The following is a 19,040-nucleotide window of genomic DNA, read 5'->3' on the forward strand; positions in this document are numbered from 1 at the left end:
GGGCCGGGGTTAATTCCCGGCCTTTTTTAATTCGCTCATAAATTCATCTGCCCAGTATCCTATGTTATGATGACTAACGTTCTCATATAAACGTTTCATCCGCATCTGCCTTTCCAGCTTATTCATACTGATAGCCCGCAGCAAACTACCCTTCATGGAATCATTGTCGTAAGGGTTGGTGAGTACGGCATGTGGCAACTCTACAGAAGCGCCTGCAAATTCAGATAATACCAATACACCGTCTGCTTCCGGTGTTTGCCCCTGTACCGCAATGTATTCCTTGGCTACCAGGTTCAAACCATCTCTTAAAGGCGTGATCCAGGCGATGTCTGAGATCGCATAATACGCCAGCACTTCTTCAAAAGTAAAAGAACGGAAAAAGAAATGGATAGGCACCCAGTCGATGCGGGAGTACTTGCCATTGATAGCACCGATAGCCTGTTCCAGTTCATGCTGTACCTGCTCGTATATTTTCATGCCGCTGGCAGGAGGGGTGCAGATATTGATCAGTTCTATCTTTCCATGGAGGCCCGGATGTTCATCCAGGAATTGCCCGAAAGCTTTGATCTTTTCCAGCGGGCCTTTCACATAATCCAGCCGCTCAATACTGAGGATGGTTTTTTTACCGGTAGTGCTTTTCTTTAATTCCGCAATAAGGTTTTGTGTGGAGGCCTGTTGTGTGAGTTCCTTGATATAATCCACATGCACACCTACCGGGTTAGCGCCTAAACGTACTTTGCGCCTGCCTGCCTGTATCTCTCTCGTCATTACACCTGTGCCCATAGCACAGCTGTAGGTGAGGAAACGGGGTGCGGCATTTTCCTGTTCCAGGATCTTCACCGGCATGAGGCTTTTTACCACATCCACAAAATTCTCTACGTAACGGGGGATGTGAAAACTCACATAATCACATTGCAGTAAACTGCCGATGATGGCTGCGCGCCAGGGGATGATATTAAAAGTATTGGCGGCAGGGAATGCGGTATGATGAAAGAAACCAATGGTGAGGTCAGGCCTTAACTGGCGCAGGTAACCCGGTACCATCCATAGATTATAATCATGGATCCATACGGTGGCATTCAGTTCTGCTTCCGCCGCTGCTTTCTCTGCAAACTTCCTGTTGATGGCCAGGTAATGTTCCCAGTGTTCATGATTGAACTGCACTTTTTCTATAAAGGAAAAGATAGCCGGCCAGAAAGCTTCTTTTGAAAAGAGTTTGTAGAATATATTTATATCGTTCTTCTCCATCATCACAGGACTGGCCTGCAACTGCGGATACAATTCCTTATCGATGTAAAAATTCTCCACCGGTGTTTCACCTTCCTGCCAGGCTATCCATAATCCCGGGCGGTTGGATTTAAAGAAATTGGTGAGGGTGGGGAGGATGCCGTTAGGACTTTTGGGTGCGCGTTTGATGAGCTGGCCATTCTCTTCTACGGTTTCAAACGGGAAACGGTGATAGAGCATAACCAGTTGGGAGGAATCACTATTGCCTGCTTTAGCGGCTTTCTTTTGATAGAAAGGTTTAAAATCTTCAAAGTGTGTCATGGCTTCCATGATACCGCCGGCACCTCTGATATCAGAATGGAACACACCGGGCAGGCCTTGTGTGGCTGTCACCAATGCGGGTTCTGCTTCGCCCACTACCACTCCTTTATATCCGCGGCCGTATAAGGCCAGATCGTTCAGTGTATCTCCGGCTACGAGTACTTTTTCCTCCGGAATATTTAAATGATCGATGAGCTGTGCAAGGGTAGTGCCCTTGTTTACATTAAGGGGCAGTACGTCAAAGAATTTATTATCTGATAAGAGGATATCGCAACCCAGCTTTTCTTCTAACGCACCGATCTCTTCGTGTTTTAAATTCTCATCAAAGATGAAAGAACAACGGCGCATTTGTGGTACCGGTTGTATGCGGATGCCTTTTACATCTTTTAATTGTTTGAGAATGGCTTGTTTGCCGGGCCATTTGCTTTCGATATTGTTCTGGATGGGTTGAACAGGTTGAAGGGTGGTGCCATCGATGATCGTGGCGCCTACATCGCAGATGATATATTCAGGCCTTGGAATAACGGGATCACTCAATAAAGGTAATACGCTTTCCATCCCACGGCCTGTTACGAAAACGAGCCGGAAGTCTTTATTGTTCCTGATCATTTCGTATAACTCTTCCATGTGTTGATAGCTTCCCCCTAAAAATGTTCCGTCGAGGTCTGTGGCTAAGATCATGCTTGTTTTTTTCGTGATATAAATAAGTTGCCGTAAGCCGATATACGGATGGCTCGCAACCTTGTTGTACTCAATAAATGAGATGTTATTTTACCTTAGAATTGGATCACAAAGGTACGTTATTAATAAGTCCAAAAGGGTGACATCATGGCGCCATTTGATGACTATTAGGCACTTATATGGCCAAAATCACCCCTGATTTGAATATCTGCTGTTTTTCATTAACTTACCGTATATAAGCACTGAACACGTATGATGATACAGCCCAAACGCCTCTTTGATGCAGTAGCTCACCAATTGCAGTTTTTCCCTCAGCCAGATATGCTGGTGTCTAAAACAGACGGCACCTGGAAGCCCGTTTCCACAAAAGAAGTGGAGCAAACGGTGAACCGCCTCAGTGCAGGGCTTTTAAGCCTCGGCGTGAGCGGGAACGACCATACGGCGGAAGGGGCAGACAAGGTGGCGATCATTAGTAATAACCGTCCTGAATGGGTTTATGCGGACCTTGCCGTACAGCAAATAGGTGGTATACTGGTACCGCTGTATCCTACTACCAATCCCATTGAGGTGCAATTCATCCTCAACGATGCGGCCGTGAAATATATTTTCGTGAGCAATACGGAATTATATGAGAAAATAAAGGAGATGATGAAGGACATTCCTTCCCTGAAAAGTATTTACACCTTTGATGAAGTGCCGGGTGCAGAGCACTGGACGAAAGTAACGGACATGGCCAACGATGCCCTGCTGCAACAGGTGGAAGCCATAAAGCCGACTATCGATGAGGAGCAGGTGGTTACGATCATCTATACTTCCGGTACAACAGGCACACCTAAAGGGGTGATGCTCACACACCGGAATATTTTGAGCAATGTTTATAATTCCAAAGAAAGCTTCCCGTTCCCTGATGCGCCGGATGCCAAAGTATTAAGCTTCCTGCCGTTGAACCACATCTTCGAGAAGATGTGCACCTACATTTACCTGTTCAGCGGTATCAGCGTCTATTATGCAGAAAGCCTTGACAAGATCGGGGATAACCTTAAAGAAGTAAAGCCGGATGGATTCACCACAGTACCCCGCTTACTGGAAAAAGTATATGAGAAGATCATGAGCAAAGGCCATGAGCTCACAGGGATCAAAAGGGCTTTGTTCTTCTGGGCGGTAGCACTGGGTAAGAAATATGATAACAATATCAGCGGCGGCTGGTGGTATAACCTGCAGCTGGCGTTGGCCAATAAGCTCATTTTTTCCAAATGGCGGGAAGCATTAGGCAATAACATCAGTTTTATCGTTACAGGGGGTGCCGCCTGCCAGGAAAACCTGCTTCGGATCTTCACCGCTGCGCGCGTTCCGGTATATGAAGGATATGGCCCTACAGAGAATAGCCCCGTGATCAGCGTAAACAGGCGCGATAAGCGGGAGAATACACGTTTTGGTACCACGGGCCCGGTAATAACAGGACAGGAGGTAAAACTGACAGAAGAAGGCGAAATACTGGTGAAAGGGCCATCCGTGATGAAGGGGTATTATAAACGCCCGGACCTCACAGCAGAAACGGTGATAGATGGCTGGTTGTATACGGGGGATATTGGTACGTTCGTGGATGGGAAATTCCTGAAGATCACAGACCGCAAAAAGGAACTCTTCAAAACCAGCGGTGGTAAATACGTGGCGCCGCAGCCGATCGAGAACAAATGTAAGGAAAGCCCTTTCATTGAACAGATCATGGTGATCGGTTCCGAACGGAAGTTTGTGGCAGCGTTGATCGTACCTTCCCTTAACAGGCTGAAACAATGGATGACGCAGAATAATATTCCTTTCACCACAGTGGAAGAAGCCATTAAGAATAAAGAGGTATTGGCTATGTACGAAAAGGTAGTGGAGAAATATAATGCTTTATTCAATCACGTAGAACAGATCAAGAAATTTGAATTGCTGCCGAAAGAGTGGGGCGTGGAAACGGGGGAGATGACGCCTAAACTGAGTTTGAAAAGGAAGGCGATCATGGAGAAGTATAAAGATGTAGTGGAACGAATTTATGCAGTATAAAAAAACGGGGTTGTTTCTTTGATGAAACAACCCCGTTCTCTTTTAAGTTTTGATCTTAGGTGGTATCAGCTTATACACCACCGGCGTTACGATCCTTGACAGCAGGGTAGAACTGATCAACCCTCCGATCAATACAATCGCCAGCGGCGCAATTAATGGATTACTAGAGATAGCAATCGGTATCAATCCCCCGATAGCAGTTAAAGAGGTGAGTACAATAGGCAGGAACCTTACTTCACCCGCTTCCCTGATGGCCGTTTCAAGATCTTTCCCCTGTGCCCGCAACTGGTTGGTGAAATCCACCAGCAGGATGGTATTCTTCACTTCAATTCCCGCCAATGCTATCAACCCGATGATGGCCACAAATGATAAGGAATTGCCTGTGATCCAGAGCGCAATGGCAGCGCCTACTACACCCAGCGGAATAACTGACAGGATGATGAGCGTACTTTTGAAGGTGCCGAACTCCAGGATCAATACGGCAATGAATAGGAACACCGTAACAATAATGATGTTCTGAAAACCACCGAATGATTGTTTACGGGATTCTACTTCGCCGCCCATTTCATAACTGTAACCCAGGGGTAAAGCCATCGCATCCATTCTGCCGATCACATCCGTGATCACCCTGTCTGCCAGGAAACCCTGTTGCAGGAATGCTTTCACGGATACCACTCTTCTTTTCTCCTGGTGATTGATGTGTACAGGAGATGTTTCCATTTTCAAGTCTGCCACCTGTGATAAAGGGATGGATTTTCCCTGCAGGTTATTTACATACAGGTTCCTGAACACATCCAATGTAGGTCTTCCTTCTTTTGCACGGGTGAGCAGGATGTTGTAATCATTCGTATTCTCGTCTGTGTATTTTCCTAAGGTAAGTCCTGCTACGGCAAGGCGTACCGTGCGATCTATCTGGACGAAAGGAATACCCAGCTGTTGTGCTTTTTCTGGTTGAATGGCTACCCTGATATCGCTTTTCAGCAGATCTACCGGGTTATCTACGTACATGGTGCCAGGCGTTTTCTGCAACATGCCTTCCACGCGGGAGGCCAATTCACGGAGGGTATCCAGGTCATCTCCGAAGATGCGCACTTCCACAGGTGCTACTACAGGAGGACCCTGTTCAAAATCTTTCACTTCCACTTTAGCGCCGGGATAAGGTGTCCAGGCTTTGCGGAGTTTTTCCATGAGGGCTTGTTTATCTCTTGGATTGGTTTCATCTCCCAGTTGCACAAATACCTGTGCAAAATCACTCTGCTCATTTCTTTGGATCACATTGTAATAGATCCGCGGATTTCCTTTGCCCACGTTGGAAGCATAATATTTCACCAGCGGTTCTTTTTTCAGCGCCTGTTCTATCTGCCGGGTGATACCATTGGTATATAGCAGATTGGATTGAGGTGGCGCTGTGATGTTGATCATGAACTGGGGCTTTTCAGAATTAGGGAATAAGCTAAACCCAATGATCTTAAATACCCCGATAGAACCTGCAAAGATGATCGCAGTAACAACAAGTGAGAGTACAGGGCGTTGCAGAGCTTTATCCAGTAGGCGTGAATAACTGCCGTGGATCAGCTTCTTCAGTGCACGCATGAAGATGTTGCCATCAGGATGGCCGGTATGGGGTTTCAATACTTTGCTGGTGAGGAATGGAATGATGGTCAGCGATACGAACATGGAGGCAAGTACGCAGAAGATCACGGCCAGCGGCAGGCTCCGGATGAAATCTCCTGATCCTTCCGGCATAAATACGATGGGCATAAATGCAATGACCAGGGTAACGGTACAGCCCAGTACGGCCATGCCTATCTGTTTAGTGGCTTTGAGCGTAGCTTCCAGTGCGTTGTGCCCTTCCAGCATCCATCGTTCTATATTTTCTACGACCACAATGCTGTCATCTACCAACAGCCCTAATGCTACCACCAAACCCACAATGCTCAGCTGGTTCAGGTTATAACCGAATAATTGCAGCAGCACGATACCGATGGAAAGCGAAAGCGGCACAGAGATCATTACGATCATGGCTTGCCTGAAACCTAATGGCAGCAAAGTGATAGCCACGAGGAAGATGGCGATCAGGAAATCGATCCCCAGGTTGCCGAGGCGCCTGTTCACATTGGCGGCCTGGTCAAAATGTTCGATCAGGTCAATGTTAGCGGGCAGTGTTTTCCTGAACTTTTCTATGATCGGTTTATAGAGCAATTGTGTTTTGCTGATGTTCTCACCCTCTTTCTGTGCAGCGGCTACGAATACGCAGCGGAAGCCATTGAGGCGGGTTTGGTAGGTTTCGTCTGCATAACCGTAATATACTTTGGCAATGTCTTTCAGGTAGATGTTGCGGCCGGCGCCTGTATATACGATGGTGTTGCTGATCTCTTCCAGTGAGTGGAAGTTGCCGCTGGTTTTGATGTTGAAGGTTTTATTACCGGCATCAATACTACCACCGGGAATACTGAGTGTTTCGTTTTGCAGGCTGCTGATCACATTGTTCACCGGCAGGTTCATCTGCGCCATCTTCTCCAGGTCCAGTTCTGCGCGTACCTGTTGTACAGGTAAACCATGGATCTCTACTTTCTTGAGCGGGGTGAGCTTTTCCAGTTCATCCTGTAATTTCTCTGCAAAGAATTTCAGTTTATCGCGGGGTGCGTTTTCAGAGATCAGGGCGATCTGCATGATGTTCACATCCGAGGGCTGGAATTTCTGCACTTCGATGAAGATGTTATCAGAAGGGAGGTCGCGTTGCTTGTTATTCACTACGCGAACGATCTCCTGGTATTTATCATCTACATTGCTGCTGTATTTATATTCTATCCGCATGATGGCAAGTCCGTCGCTGATGCTGGTGCGGATGCGCAGTACGTTTTCCAGTTCATTGATCTCTTTTTCCAGCGGGTCTACGATGAGTTCCTCCATGTCCTTTGGACTGGTGCCGGGATACACTACCACTACAGAATAAGTAGGTGCATGCATTTCCGGATCTTCTGAACGTGGCATGTTCAGGATGGTAGTGATACCCAGCGCAATGATCATGATGAAGATCACCAGTGTGAACTGGTAATTCTTAACGGCATAGTCAGATATTTTCATGTTTGCAGGGTTGGAGGTTATTGAATGATGCGGATAGTACTGCTGTCCGTGAGATAAGCGCTACCGGAAATGATCAGCTGGCGGGCATTTTCCAGTCCCTGGCTGATGATCACATGATCCTTTTCCATACCGGCGATGGTTACTTTCACTTTCTGTGCTTTTTTACCATCGTTGGTGATGAAAACATATCCGCTGTTACCATCTCCATCCAGTACGGCATCATAAGGAACAGACCATGTGTTGCCCGTTGTACTTTTACTTTGTACAGCGGTGTGTATCACTGCTTTGCCGAACATGCCAAAGGCAATATTGGCAGGTCTTTCCCCGGTGAGGCGGATATCTATGGCAAAGGAGCCGGTAGCAGGATCAATTCCTTCAGAGCGGCGGGAAACAAGGCCGGTAAAAGTTTTGCCGGGAACAGATTCCACTTCCACTGATGCTGTATCCTGTAAGCGGATAGCCGCCCATTCTTTATTACTGATACTGGTACGCAACAGCCAGTTGCCGGATTGTGCACCATTGGTTTGCAGGATGGGTGTGCCGGGTTGTACCAGCTGGCCTTCTGCTGCCAGTTTGCGCAGCACAAAACCATTACGCGGTGCAGTGATCACACTGTGACTGCGGTTGAATTGTGCTGTTTTTAATTGTTGCTGTGCAATGTCTTTGGCAGTTTGTGCATTCTGCAATTGTTCCAGTGTGGCTACGCTATCATTGTAGAGGTTAGTGGCCCGTTGATGATCCCGCGTGGCTTTCTCAAAAGCCAGCTGTGCCTGTTGCACCTGGGCATCAATTTCCACCGGGTTGAGGATGGCTACCGTTTGTCCCTGGCGGATGGCATCCCCTTCTTTTACGAGGATGCGTTGAATAATACCGCCTGTTTTGAAAGACAGCAATACTTCATCATCCGTGGTGAATACACCGGAAACAGGGATGCTGGCAGCGGTTGACTGGCTTTGCAGGGCGAGGAGTTTCACAGGAATGTCTGCCTGTGGTGGTATTTCAGACGCTGCTGATCCTGCGCCGCATGCGCTAAATCCTATAGCACCGGAGAATAAAAGAATATACAGTTTCATATAGTAAGTTATTGAAGGTTAGTTAAAGGGTACCCGGCCTGTGCGCGTTCAATTTCTGCCTGTGAGATCTGCACTTGTGCATATGCCTGGAGTAATTGTAAACGGCTATTGGTGAGTTGATTTTGTGCATCGAGTAATTCAATGTAGAGCAGCTGTCCTTCTTTGTAGACCTTCATCTGGTCCCGGAAGTATTTCTCTGCGAGCTGCAATTGCGTTTGTGCGCTTTTGTAATTCACGTAAGCTGTGCGGTAATTATTACTGGCGCGGTTGAGTTCCAGTTCCAGGCCCTGTTTGGTTTCGTCTAATGCTGTTTGCGCCATGGAAGCATCAGCACCGGCTTGTTTGGTGCGGTATTTCCGTTGGCCGCCGGTAAAGATGTCCCACTGCAGGTTTACGCCCCAGAGGTAATACCGGGTGGTGTTATTGAAAGCAAAGTTATACCCTTGCGAGCCCAGGTCCAGGAAGGTATTTACTTTAGGTACGAAGAGGGAGTGCTGCATTTTCTGTTGCAGCAGTGCCATGTTCTTCGTGGAAGTGAGCTGTTGTATTTCTTCACGGGTTTGTGTGCTGGTGGCAGGGATGCTTTCGGACACAACGAGTGCCGTACTGTCCAGCTGAATGGAATCCGTTAAGGGTTTATTCAGGAGGAAGTTAAAATAGGCGCGGGCATTTTGCTGTGTGTTCTCCGCCTGTGTAATAGCCGCTTCCGTTTTCTGTTGTTCCGTTTGTGCGCGGGTGAGCGAAGTATTATTGCGGATGCCGTTGTTGAGCATGCTTTGGTTCACGCGGATATTCTCTTTCACCAGCACGAGTGCATTGTTATAGATATCCACTGCACGGGTGGCCTGGTAATACTGGTAATAGGCCGTTTTAATGTCTTTCACCAGCTGGCGTTTATACACGTTCACCGTAGCCTGCTGGCGGGTGATATCTTCCTGCCTGATCTTTTTGGCATACATGATCTCTGTGTTGATCAATGGCATGGAAGCGCGCACTTTGGCATCGTAGAAATTATCCGGTGTCAGCTGAATGGACTGATTGGCTAACTGTGGGAACTTCTGACTACCGGTGAGCTGGTTCAGGGTGGAGTACACACCATTCAGCATATCGCCGGTAGGGATATCAATGGTACGGCCGCCGCTGGCTTTTGTATAATTGCTGATCACGCTGGCAGATGGCATGAAGAGGGCTTTGGCTTCCTGCAAAGCATACATGCTTTTTTCAAGCTGAAAGTTCTGCCGGGCGATAGCCTGGTTGCGGGAGAAACCCTCCTGGATATAATCATCCAGCCGGCTTTGTGCAGTGGCTAACTGCGTGACTAATACAAGACTAGTAAACAAGGGAAGTTTAATGATCTTCGGTAACATAATGAACGGTGTTTAGCGCATGGGCAAAAAAAAGGCCAGTTGCATTGCTGCAACTGACTAAGCTTTTATCAATCTTAAGTATTCGTGTAAAGCCATTTCCATGGCTTTGTTGATCTGATCCTGTTCCATATCCATTACCTTGAAACGGCAGCGTACATTGAGGGATACAAGGCCATGCGTAAAGGACCAGACGGACAATGCAGCCAGTCTTATATCCGTATAACGCAGTAGCTTTTTCTCGATGCAGGCAGTGATGCACTCTAAGAGGTAATTGAAGCAGGCATCTCCGTTTTCCCAGCCGCCTTTGTCTTCCACTTTATTCATGGGGGCACGGATGATGAACATCAGGTCATAGAGGTCCGGATGTTCCCTGCCAAAGCTCACATATGTATGGGAGATCTGCTCCAGCCGCTTCCAGGGGCTTTTGCTGGGTGCGTTTTGCACAAAGGCTTCGTAGAGCCTGCCAAATGCTTCCCGCTGTACTTCGTACAGCAGTTCATCTTTATCTTTATAATAGAGATAGATGGTGCCGGGGCTGTATTCGATCTTATCTGCAATGTTACGGATAGACGTTTTTTCATACCCCTCTTCCAGGAACATCTGCATAGCCGCCTCAATGATCAGCCGCTTCATTTCCGCCTTTTCTCTTTCTTTCCTGTCAGTTATACCCATGTTAGATAGTTTACGGTGCAAATATACTGAACGGTGTTCAGTAATTCCAAATTTATTTTAGGCGCGCAGGAAAAAAGGAATAACGGCGTCTAATTGAACAGAGTCATTAACCATCCATCCATTTTATATTACCAGCTAAATCTTTAAGGCGTACTTTTAACGCTATTTTAAAATCAAACATGAGGAAAATTGTCATATTGCTGTTAGGATGGGTCTTGTGTGTAAATAGTCAGGCACTCGCGCAGCAGCAACAACAGGGTGAATCGCACGCCGAATTAATGGGTAAATTATTGGACGCTCAAACGGGCAAACCTGTAGAATACGCTTCTGTAGCAGTTTTAAACGCATCAGACTCCACATTGATCACCGGGATGTTATCCAAGGGGAACGGGGATTTTAGTTTCCGTCCCATCAAACCCGGTAGTTATATTCTGAAGATATATTTCATTGGTTACGAAACCTTCTTCAAAGCCGTTACAGTGAAAACCACGGCTGACGTAGGTAATATCCGCCTGAAAACTACTTCCCGCAACCTGAAAGGTGTGGAAGTGGTAGGGGAGAAACCTGCTTTTACCATGGCTATCGATAAAAGAGTGTTCAATGTAGATAAGAACCTGTCCAGCGTAGGCGGTACAGCAACAGATGTATTGCGGCAGGTGCCTTCGGTGAATGTGGATATTGACGGGAACGTATCTGTGCGGAATGGTTCGCCAACCATCTTTATTGATGGCCGCCCCAGTACCCTCACACTGGATCAGATCCCTGCAGACGCTATTGCCAATATAGAAGTGGTGACCAATCCTTCTGCCAAATATGATGCAGAGGGGATGAGCGGCATCCTGAACATTGTGCTGAAGAAGAACCGCAGGGCAGGCATCAATGGTCTTATCACCGCTGGTTATTCTACGACCAATAGTAATAATGCCGGTGTGGATTTCAACATCCGCCAGGATAAGATCAACTTCTTTATAAATTATAACAGGAGAGACAGGAAGAGCCCCATGAAGCAGCATATGTTCCGCCAAAACTTTGATGCAGCAGATACTACTTTCCTGGATCAATACCAGGATGGGGACTTTGGCCGCCTTTTCCAATCCGGCAGGATCGGGTTTGATTGGTTCATTGATAACCGTAATACCATCACCTTGTCGCAAGGGATCGTAGGAGGAGATTTTAATAATCTTAATAAACAAACCACTTACGACCTGGATGCACACCAGACCAGGCTGCGTTATGGTATTGGCCGGAACGACAGCAAGAACAACTTTCGCAATTATACTACGCAGGTAGGGTACAAACGTACGTTTGCAAAAGAAGGCATGGAACTTACGGGAGACTTCACCTATAACCGTTCCACAGGAAAGAACGATAACGATTACAGCCTGCAATACTATGATATGCAGGGCCAGCCAAGCAATTCGCCTAATCAGCCGGAATTGCGGTATGGTAAGGGTAACAACACTACCACCTATTACACGGGCCAGATCGATTTCGTGAATCCGCTGACAGAGAAATCAAAACTGGAAGCCGGGCTGCGTACGAATGTGCGTACTTTTAACAGCCTGCTGAATACATTAGGTAAAGACTTCAATACCGGGCAGTTTGAATATGATTCCGCCCTGTCTAATAATTATAATTATTCTGAGCAGATCAATGCGGCGTATGTAAGTTATACCGGCGGTTTCGGAAACTTCGGTTTCCAGACAGGTTTACGTGCAGAGCAGTCTTACTATAGCGGAGAGATGAAGAATGTGAAGGATGCTAATTACAAGATCGATTATCCTATCGGATTGTTCCCCAGCGTCTTTATAACGCAGAAATTTAAAGGTGATCATGAGCTGCAACTGAACTACAGCCGCCGGATCCAGCGCCCCTGGTTCCGTGACCTGCTGCCTAACATTCAATACAATGCTAACTCCGCTAACCGTGGTAACCCTGCGCTGAAGCCGGAATTCACGAATTCCTTTGAGTTATCTTACCTGAAAGATTTCGATAAAAAGCATAATGTGCTGGTATCCGTTTATTACCGGAACACCAATAATGCCATCACCAATTTCTACGTGGATACCACGCTGAACCTGGATGGCCAGGAACGTAAAGTAGTATTGAACTATCCCATCAACGCAGATCAGCGTAATTCATTGGGTGCAGAGCTGACCGTAAGGAACCAGATCACCAAGGGCTGGGATATCACTACCAACCTGAACGCTTCCCAAACAAAGATCAGCGCGCAGAACCTGAGCAACCAGGGCTTTGTTTGGTTCGGTAAGATCAATAGCAACACCAAACTCCCCTGGGCCCTGACCTTACAGGTGACCGGCGAATACGAATCCCGGCAGATCAATCCGCAGGGAGAAGAAGCTCCGGAATACCAGGTAGACCTGGCTATGAAGAAAGACTTCCTGAAAAAGAAGAACTTCTCCGTATCGCTGGGTGTAACGGATATCTTCAATACAGACCGTGACCTTAGCTGGACCACAACCACTTTCTCTTCATCAGAGCGTTACCGGAAAAGAGTTTCCCGCGAATTGCGTGTAAACCTGAGCTGGCGTTTTGGAAAGATGGATACGAAACTCTTCAAGAAGAAAGGTAAGGGAGATGGCGAAGGCGGTGATAATATGGGGGGAGACGGATTCTAAAAAACACACTTTCTAATATGTAAAGGCCGGGCTTTCAGTCCGGCCTTTCTTATATACATTAGTATAAAACACTATGCGTCAGAGCATAATTTTCGCTCTGCATTTTAAAATGTGAGAAATTGCTATATATTTATACTGCGGTTTAATTCCGCTTTACCTATGCAGCTCGAATCCCTATTTTATTCCCCATTTCACGACGGTGGCTTTCGAAGCATCCAGGAGAGGCGTATTTCCGTAAGTACCATTATTTCAGTGCAGAATTTAAAGAACAATCAGTATGGATATTATCGCGTACCAGGACTTCCATAACATCCGGCTTAGTGACTTTTATGCCGGTCCTGACTACAGGGAGGTAGAGAATTATGATTTTATGGGTGAGCAATGGGTAGGAGAACTTTCGGGCTTTAACACCTTCCTCCGTCTTATTACAGAACCGGAGGACACCAGGGCCATTTCCCTGGATTTTACAAAAGATGATAATAACATGGCCGGGAAAGTGCTGGAAGCTTTGCATCTTCCAATTAAATCTGCCTGTTCCGAATCAGACCTGATAGAGTTGTTCGGTGAGCCACAGAAGAAATTACGTTTAGCGAAGGATACGGTTACCATGGATTACATTATCGGGGAGCGGTTTACTTATTATCTCTCCTGCACATTGCATCATGCAAACGGGTTAATGTACCTGGATATTATGAATGAGGAGAAAGTTATTAAGAAATTAAAAGGAAAGGAGAAAAAGAAGAAAGAATAGTTTTATTATTGCGATACACCTTATACCATTATGCTAGCCCGTTTCACCATTCTTATCGTTATCCTGTCTGCATTTTCTAACCTGGGATCTGCACAGGATAGTGCGATGGCAAAGGTTGGGCAGGTTTCGCAGAAATATCTCTCACAGGTAAATAATAAAAGCCGTTTACTGGAAAACCAGGTGGACAAACGTACCGCCAAGGCTTTGGACAGGATGATCAAACAGGAGAAGAAATTACAGCGTAAGCTGTCTAAGATAGATTCCCTGGCGGCTAAGAATATCTTTACAAAATCAATAGACTCTTTGGGCGGGCTTAAGGCGCGCCTTAAGAGTTCTAAAGAAGGTAAGGCAGTAAATGGCCAGTATTTCGGTTACCTGGATACATTGTCTAATTCCCTGGGCTTTTTAAAGGAATCCAAGCAGTTGCTGGGTAAAAGTAAAGAGGCCCAGGGGAAACTGGCAAAGTCCATGGAGAGCGTGAAAGAACTGCAATCCAAATTACAGCAGGCGGAGAATATCAAGAAGTATATCAGTGAACGAAAGCAATTGTTGAAATCGCAGTTGTCTCAGTATACCAGTCTTACCAGGGATCTGCAGAAGATCAATAAAGAAGCTTACTACTACGCGCAGCAATTAAAAGAATACAAAGAAGTTTTTAAGGACTCCAAAAAAGCAGAGAAAAAAGCAATGGAGCTTTTGCAGAAGGTGCCTGCTTATAAAGATTTCATCTCCCGTAATTCACAATTGGCCAGTTTGTTTAATCTTCCGTCCTCTTCTTCCGGCGATCTGGCCCAGAGCCTGGAAGGGCTGCAAACCCGTGCGCAGGTGGACCAGTTACTTCAGCAACGTATCGGCAGCGGCGGACCCAATGCGCGGCAAGCCCTCTCACAACAGATGGAAGCGGCGCGTTCCCAGTTTGATCAATTGAAGAAGAATTTTCCTGATCTCGATAATGCCGCTGAGATGCCGGATTTCAAACCGAAAGAATTAAAAACAAAAAGTTTACTGCAACGCCTGGAGTTTGGCACGAATGTGCAGTTCCAGCGGTCTACGCAATTCTTTCCTACTACGGGGGATTTTGCGGGGCAGGTGGGGTATAAGTTTTCTAAGAATGGGATACTTGGGCTGGGGGCTTCCTACAAACTGGGAATGGGGACAGGGTTTAATAATATCCGGTTTTCACATCAGGGGGTGGGGTTCCGTTCTTTCGGGGATTATAAGCTGAAGGGGACGTTTTTTGTGAATGGAGGGTTTGAGTATAACTTCAATCAGCCATTTGCGAATGCGGCGCAGTTGTATGGGCAGCATAACTGGTCCAGGAGTGCATTGATAGGGGTGAGTAAGAAATATAAGATCAATAATAAGTTGAAGGGGAATATGATGTTGTTGTATGATTTTTTGGCGAATTCCCAGGTGCCGAGGTTGGATCCGGTGAAGTTTAGGTTGGGGTATAGTTTTTAAACCTTGCTTAAAGTATATCTATGAAAAAATTCCTTATTGGCAGTATTGCCATGTTGTTTCTTTCCTGTCCCGTATTGGCCCAGACTACGAATCCTGTTATAGTGGAAGGATTGTTTGTTAAGCCTCAAATTATATAAAAACCTATGTTAAGAATATAATTGACCAAAATATGAATTCCATAAAACGGCTCATTATCCCGGCCCTCCTTATTATTGGTTTAGGTAGCGAAAATGCACTCGGCCAGATCAACCTTGGTGACTTTAATAAGGTCACACAAATATTGCCTCCTGCACCGGATGCGGCTTCATTGGGGAAATATGGCGGTATTAATCCGGGATTATCTTCCGGATCGGTTAATTTCAACATACCATTTTTTGAGTATGAATGCGGTAATGTTAAACTCCCTATATCATTAAGTTATACATCAACTGGTTTTAAAGTAGATGAAATTGCATCCAGAGTAGGTATGGGATGGAGCCTTAATGCCGGTGGTGTTATTACCAGAACTGTATATGGAAGTGTGGATGAAAGGGCCATGCGTATCGCTCCACCTGCCGGTCTTCCGGAAAACCGGGAAATGCTGGAGTTCATGAATACCTTAGCTGGTGAAGGTGGGCCATTAGAAGGAGGGCAGGGACCATATGGAACGGTTGATGGTCAGCCTGATATCTTTAATTTCAATTTTAATGGGTATAGTGGAAGGTTTATACTAGACTCCAATAGGAATGTATATGAGAAAAAGCCGATCCTGCTAACACATGCTAATTTAAAGATTGAGCAGGCAAAATTTTCCAATGCGGGGTATCGGTTTAAAATTATCACAGGCGATGGGATGCAATATTTTTTTGATTCCGGTGACTTTACTGCATCTTATAGTTCCAGTCTTCATCCACAATGCGGGTATGCTTATGATCAGGACGTGCCTACAGCCTGGTATCTGGACAAAATAGTAACACCCACTAATGACAGCATTACTTTTACTTACTCCCGCCTGCAGTTTGATTATCTGACAGGTGCAAGCCAGACTTTTTACCAGGTAGATCCATTTGCAAAACAATTCCTTTGTGCTTTAATTAGTCCACCGGTACTTGCACCAGCGCTGGAGAACACTACTTGTGTAAACAATCTTAAAACTTATGGGGCAATTTTAGAGGAGATCAATTCTACTTCGGGAGGTAAAATAAAATTCAAGTACATAAACAGAAATGACTACAATGATAAATTGTTGTCTTCCATAGAGGTTTATCAGCCGGCGCAGGTTGCTCCACTTAAAATTTTTAATCTGGCATATACTTACCCTTCTGTTAATAGTGGTTATAGTTCGGCCAGTGCTGCTACCAGTTTATCTCAACGGCCATTTCTGATGAGCCTTATCGAAAGAAGCCCGGATAGTTCTTTGATAAAGAAACATAGTTTTTTGTATAATGATTTTGGTGTTTTGCCCAGAAGGTTATCTTATGCGCAGGACCATTGGGGGTACTTTAATGGACAGTCTAACTCCACATTAATTCCTGTTCCTCCCACCTTAACTTTCAGGCATTATCTTCCCGCTGCTAATGCAAACCGGGAAGCTAATCCGGTTTATTGTGCAAAGGGGTTACTATCTTCCATTACCTATCCAACCGGAGGAAAGGATAGTATTATATATGAAGGTAACCAGGTGTATAAACAGGTTGAAGTACTTCCTCCACCAACCGCTGTTTCAGTCACAGCAAGCAGTTCAACCATAGAAGTAATTTCCTATTCATCTTTTGCTTCTCTTTCATTTGCGCAGGAATTAACCTTAACAGGAAGTTGTAACATTGCTACATCCGGAGATTCTGTTTTGGGGTATGCCATATTTACTTTATTGGATGCCAATAATAATATTCTTTTTAATAAATCTCTGCAGGATGCGCAATCCACCTCGTTTACGGAGAAAATTATAGTGGGTATTGGTTCTTACAGAATGAGGTTAAGTATTGCCGGAAATGGCACGGGAAGCAGTGCTGTCAACTATATGGCTGGAAATCCGACGAATGAATACAGACATGTTAATTCAGGCGGTGTAAGGGTGGCCAAAACGTTTACTTATAATAATGCAGATGATAAGGTTTCCATCAGGAAATATAATTATAGTAAACTATCAACTCCGTTGATTTCCTCAGGTCAGGCTGGTAATCCCCCGGATTACGAAGCTAACTTGTATACTTATACATTCTGTAAAGATCTTGTAGATACTTCGCCCTGTGATGAGTTGTTGGAATTCCATTTTTACGCTATGTATTCCAACTCAACAGTTAATATGAATACGATCACTTTTGCACCAACTGGGTATTCAGACGTAGTGGAAAGCCTGGGTGAGAATTATGAAAATGGGGGCGTTGAACATTGGTTTACTGTTGCCGGGGACGGTATGCCGGTTGGGTATATGGGGCACTACATTGTTGGCTCTCCCTGGTCCGGCAATAGTCACCTGAATGGCCTGGAAACTTATCAGTGTGCTTTTAGAAAAGAGGGTGCAAGTTTTATCCCGGTAAAGAAAGTATTTACAAATTATAAACAAGACCTCAGGGTAGCCGAGACTTTTAATGGATTTGTCATTAAAAGGAATTATGTAGACAAATGTTTACGTACTGGCACACCTCTCCCTATGGAATGGGAGCAGCACCTTATGTCGTATTATAACATATACCGTTCATGGGTTTACGCTGATACGGTACGCACATTAACTTATGATAATACCGGACAGAATTTTGTAGAAGAAAAAGTGAGTACTGAATACGGAGACGAAGTGCATGCTATGCCTACGAAAATTAGCATTAATCAAAGTGATGGAAGTATAAAAGTGATCAATAACTATTATCCAACTGATCTTGTTCTCACAGGAAATGAGGAAATAGCAAGGCAGGACCTGGTAACCAGGCATATAGTTGTATCGGTGCTGCAACAAGAGGAACTAAAGGATAATGTACAAACTGCCAGGGCAACAACAAATTTTGAAAGATACCCAACGGGGTTGGTTTTACCCCGAAGTAAGTCTTTACAATTAGGCAGTGGCAACCTGGAAAAACGGCTTGAGTTTTTTAAATATGATCTGCATGGGAACTTACTGGAACAATCAAAGAAAGATGATGTGAGGCAGGCATATATCTGGGACTATCAGTTTTCTTACCCTATTGCCGAATGTATAAATGCAGATAGTTCTTCCATTGCTTATACTTCATTTGAAGCTGATGGAACAGGATATTGGACCATTCCTTCAGCACTCAGGGAGGTTATGGGTGCGGTTACCGGTGGGAAGGCTTTCAATTTGAATAATGCAGGTGTTGCAGGGATTACTAAGAACGGGCTTACTACAACGAAGGAATATATTGTTTCTTACTGGTCGCAGAATGTTTCTGCTTATACAGTAACTGGTACACAAGGTGCTGCTGTGAAAGGGAGATCGTTTAATGGATGGTCCTATTACGAACATAGGATAACAGGTTTAAACAATGTGAAAATTACAGGTAATGATTTGATAGACGAATTGCGTCTTTATCCGGCAAATGCACAAATGACGACCTATACATATGAGCCATTGATAGGCATAACCAGCCAGTGTAATCTAAATAACCAGGTCACTTATTATGAGTATGACGGTTTGGTTCGTTTAAAGGTTGTCCGTGATCAGAACGGAAAGATCTTGAAGCAGTATGATTATCAATACCAGGTTCCTATTACCCAATAA

At 45.3% G+C, this 19,040-nt stretch carries 10 protein-coding genes; 5 read left to right on the forward strand and 5 right to left on the reverse strand.

From position 1 onward, the window contains the following. Positions 1-9: 9 nt before the first annotated feature. Positions 10-2,229, reverse strand: a complete 2,220-nt coding sequence (ggpS, locus tag GFS24_RS03545) for a glucosylglycerol-phosphate synthase (protein WP_153658191.1) — start codon at positions 2,227-2,229, stop codon at positions 10-12. A 252-nt stretch (positions 2,230-2,481) separates the two neighbouring features. Between ggpS and GFS24_RS03550 the strand changes: the two genes are divergently transcribed. Then, positions 2,482-4,278, forward strand: coding sequence for a long-chain fatty acid--CoA ligase (locus tag GFS24_RS03550; RefSeq protein ID WP_253906392.1), 1,797 nt, complete (start codon positions 2,482-2,484; stop codon positions 4,276-4,278). Positions 4,279-4,320: 42 nt separating this feature from the next. Here the strand turns inward: GFS24_RS03550 and GFS24_RS03555 are convergent, their stop codons facing one another. From GFS24_RS03555 to GFS24_RS03570, 4 genes are read right to left on the reverse strand one after another with little or no spacing between them, the layout of a single operon-like run. Next, positions 4,321-7,365, reverse strand: a complete 3,045-nt coding sequence (locus GFS24_RS03555) for an efflux RND transporter permease subunit (RefSeq protein WP_153658192.1) — start codon at positions 7,363-7,365, stop codon at positions 4,321-4,323. A 17-nt stretch (positions 7,366-7,382) separates the two neighbouring features. Next, the gene (locus tag GFS24_RS03560; RefSeq protein ID WP_153658193.1) at positions 7,383-8,438 is read right to left on the reverse strand and encodes an efflux RND transporter periplasmic adaptor subunit; all 1,056 of its coding nucleotides are present in this window, start codon (positions 8,436-8,438) and stop codon (positions 7,383-7,385) included. 8 nt (positions 8,439-8,446) lie between these two features. Continuing rightward, the gene (locus tag GFS24_RS03565; protein ID WP_153658194.1) at positions 8,447-9,805 is read right to left on the reverse strand and encodes a TolC family protein; all 1,359 of its coding nucleotides are present in this window, start codon (positions 9,803-9,805) and stop codon (positions 8,447-8,449) included. A gap of 57 nt (positions 9,806-9,862) precedes the next feature. Continuing rightward, positions 9,863-10,477, reverse strand: a complete 615-nt coding sequence (locus tag GFS24_RS03570) for a TetR/AcrR family transcriptional regulator (RefSeq protein ID WP_153658195.1) — start codon at positions 10,475-10,477, stop codon at positions 9,863-9,865. A 179-nt stretch (positions 10,478-10,656) separates the two neighbouring features. Here GFS24_RS03570 and GFS24_RS03575 point away from each other — a divergent pair, with 179 nt between their 5' ends. From GFS24_RS03575 to GFS24_RS03590, 4 genes are all read left to right on the forward strand, one after another. Then, on the forward strand, positions 10,657-13,116 hold the full coding sequence (locus tag GFS24_RS03575) for a TonB-dependent receptor domain-containing protein (RefSeq protein WP_153658196.1): 2,460 nt from the start codon (positions 10,657-10,659) through the stop codon (positions 13,114-13,116). A gap of 277 nt (positions 13,117-13,393) precedes the next feature. Then, entirely contained in the window at positions 13,394-13,867 is a 474-nt protein-coding gene (locus GFS24_RS03580; protein ID WP_153658197.1) for a hypothetical protein, read from the forward strand. Between the two features lie 30 nt (positions 13,868-13,897). Next, positions 13,898-15,328 (forward strand): hypothetical protein, encoded by a 1,431-nt coding sequence (locus tag GFS24_RS03585; RefSeq protein WP_153658198.1) that lies wholly within the window; start codon positions 13,898-13,900, stop codon positions 15,326-15,328. A gap of 169 nt (positions 15,329-15,497) precedes the next feature. After that, the gene (locus tag GFS24_RS03590) at positions 15,498-19,040 is read left to right on the forward strand and encodes a hypothetical protein (protein ID WP_153658199.1); all 3,543 of its coding nucleotides are present in this window, start codon (positions 15,498-15,500) and stop codon (positions 19,038-19,040) included.

It is taken from the genome of Chitinophaga sp. SYP-B3965 (assembly GCF_009647655.1).
GTDB lineage: Bacteria > Bacteroidota > Bacteroidia > Chitinophagales > Chitinophagaceae > Chitinophaga.

Excerpts from the sequence above, each read along its gene's own strand:
- GFS24_RS03575 (WP_153658196.1), top strand. The coding sequence starts at position 10,657 with ATGAGGAAAATTGTCATATTGCTGTTAGGATGGGTCTTGTGTGTAAAT.
- GFS24_RS03555 (WP_153658192.1), bottom strand. The coding sequence starts at position 7,365 with ATGAAAATATCTGACTATGCCGTTAAGAATTACCAGTTCACACTGGTG.
- ggpS (WP_153658191.1), bottom strand. The coding sequence starts at position 2,229 with ATGATCTTAGCCACAGACCTCGACGGAACATTTTTAGGGGGAAGCTAT.
- GFS24_RS03585 (WP_153658198.1), top strand. The coding sequence starts at position 13,898 with ATGCTAGCCCGTTTCACCATTCTTATCGTTATCCTGTCTGCATTTTCT.
- GFS24_RS03565 (WP_153658194.1), bottom strand. The coding sequence starts at position 9,805 with ATGTTACCGAAGATCATTAAACTTCCCTTGTTTACTAGTCTTGTATTA.
- GFS24_RS03590 (WP_153658199.1), top strand. The coding sequence starts at position 15,498 with ATGAATTCCATAAAACGGCTCATTATCCCGGCCCTCCTTATTATTGGT.
- GFS24_RS03550 (WP_253906392.1), top strand. The coding sequence starts at position 2,482 with ATGATGATACAGCCCAAACGCCTCTTTGATGCAGTAGCTCACCAATTG.
- GFS24_RS03570 (WP_153658195.1), bottom strand. The coding sequence starts at position 10,477 with ATGGGTATAACTGACAGGAAAGAAAGAGAAAAGGCGGAAATGAAGCGG.
- GFS24_RS03580 (WP_153658197.1), top strand. The coding sequence starts at position 13,394 with ATGGATATTATCGCGTACCAGGACTTCCATAACATCCGGCTTAGTGAC.
- GFS24_RS03560 (WP_153658193.1), bottom strand. The coding sequence starts at position 8,438 with ATGAAACTGTATATTCTTTTATTCTCCGGTGCTATAGGATTTAGCGCA.